Origin of the sequence: Borreliella afzelii (genome assembly GCF_014202295.1) — a bacterium.
GTDB classification, from domain to species: Bacteria; Spirochaetota; Spirochaetia; order Borreliales; family Borreliaceae; genus Borreliella; species Borreliella afzelii.
This window is the reverse complement of sequence record NZ_JACHGM010000034.1, coordinates 1-2060: the sequence shown is the minus strand read 5'-3', so window position 1 is coordinate 2060 and position 2060 is coordinate 1. Positions and strand designations below refer to the sequence as shown.

The following is a 2060-nucleotide window of genomic DNA, read 5'->3' as shown; positions in this document are numbered from 1 at the left end:
AGTCCAAAATTTTTAGACGAATTTTATGTCATTCTAGATGCAAATAGAGAATTTATTTCTTATTATAAGGACTATCTTGTTGCTATTATTTACACTGCGCAATTCAATACTTTTCATGCAGATAATGACCTTAAAAAACCCGCTTTAGTATATTTGAGTGAATATGAAAATAATGTTGGTGATTTTGTTACCTTTAATTATATAGATGATAATTTTGATTATGAAAAAGTAACTTCTTCACTTACCTCAAATTCTAATGAACTGGTTGCTAAATGAGCAAAATAAGCAAAGATATTGATAAAGCTATTGCAAGTCTTAATGAGAGTAGAAAAAAGTATTTTAACTTGCTTGACGAGATAAAAAACGATAAATACTATTTTCCAGTAATTATGAATATTTGCTCGTACGATGATGTTAAGAAATTTCCTTATGACGAGCTTTTAGAAGTTAATCGAATTGCTGATCTTAAATTAGAAAAAGAATTGTATGAATTAATTTTAAGCAAATGAGGCCTTAATGAGCGACAAATTCACCATTAAATTTAAGGGCGTTCTTGATCATGCAGCAACAAAAAAGGCTATTGAACAAGATATTACCAAAATGGAAAAATATCTTAAACCTAAAAAATCTAGTTTGGGCAGTACTAAAGATATTGTAAAAAATAATTTGTCGGATAAGAAAAAAGAATTAAGCAAACAATCTAAGTTTGAAAACTTACGAGAACGTGTTGAGAAATATAGACTTACACAAACTAAAAAGCTTATGAAACAGGGCATGGGCTTTGAAAAAGCCCGAAAAGAAGCTTTTAAAAGATCTTTAATGTCTGATAGAGATAAAAGACGCCTTGAGTATAAAGAACTTGCAAAAGAATCAAAAGCAAGAAATAAAATGATAGCGGCTTCTCAAGGAAAAGGACTTGTTGCTAAAATTGCTATAGGTAGCGCCCTAGGAACTGTTATTGGCAACGCTATGAGTAAAGTTGGGGGCGGCCTTGTTGGTTTTTTGTATGGTTTTATGAAAAAATCAATTGAGGATCAAGCAAAACAAGACAACTTAAAACAACTCAATAGCGTGGTTTTTAAGGAAAATGAACGCACTAAAATTTTGGGCGCTCTTAAGGGGATGAAAGGATTTGAGCGCGACTTAGAAAAAGAAGACTTGTTGCGGACAGCAAGTGTACTCAGAGGCGATCTCAGAGAATTGGGACTTGCTAATGAAGATAATGTAGTAAATGCAGCAAAACTTTCAGCTTTACTAAGAAGCACGGGGCTTGCTAGTGATAATGAAAGCGCTGTTAAGGTTGTTAGTCAATTACTTAAAGGAAAAGCAACAGAAGCTTTTGATATGTTGAAACCTATCGACGACTTTGGAAAAAAATATCTAGAAGCCATGAAAGACAAGTGGGAATTCCTCACTCAAGAAGGGGGCAAGCTAGAATTAAGGCCAGAGAAGATTTTAGAATTAATAAGAGACATATCATCTTTAAAGATTACGGGACATTCTAGTGACGTTAATCAAGCTAAAAGTGATTTAGCTAATATAGAACAAACTCTTCAAGACTTAACTAATAATGTTTTGCGACCAATAATCAGCACTGTTTCCACGGGTATTAATTTTGTTAAAAACATTTTTAGCGGCAAATTTACAATAAGCGGACTCATAAACCAAATAGGTACTTCAATGACAAATGCTGTTAAGAGTGCTTTTGCGGGCTTTACGATAGATGGTATTATTACTAAAGTACGCTCATTTTTACCCAAGTGGATGGGTGGTACAGGAAACGTTACGGAAAACGTACCTATTAAAGATACAACACCTAAAGCTGATTCTACCCCTAATTCTGATGATACAAATAAGGTAAAGTGATAAAAAGGTAATTTTATGGATATTAACACTGAAAAAAATAAAACAATATCGCCTGCAGAAAAAGAGGATTCTACGGGTATTGTAAATGCAAATAATGATAATTGCGAAAATAAAAAAGAAGGGGAAATGTCTTGTGAAGAGATTAGACAATTAATAAAAGATATAGCAACTCAACTATTTACTCTTTTTGGAGC

3 protein-coding genes are annotated in these 2060 nt (G+C 32.7%); all 3 read left to right on the top strand.

Annotated features, from left to right (window positions below):
- Positions 1-276, top strand: a 276-nt coding sequence (locus tag HNP63_RS06645) for a DUF1473 family protein (RefSeq protein ID WP_183227704.1), incomplete at its 5' end; no start/stop codon positions are given.
- On the top strand, positions 273-509 hold the full coding sequence (locus HNP63_RS06640; RefSeq protein ID WP_006434216.1) for a DUF1322 family protein: 237 nt from the start codon (positions 273-275) through the stop codon (positions 507-509). The genes HNP63_RS06645 and HNP63_RS06640, both read left to right, overlap by 4 nt.
- 7 nt (positions 510-516) lie before the next feature.
- Complete coding sequence (locus HNP63_RS06635) at positions 517-1866, top strand: DUF759 family protein (protein ID WP_183227703.1); 1350 nt, start codon at positions 517-519, stop codon at positions 1864-1866.
- Positions 1867-2060: the final 194 nt, after the last annotated feature.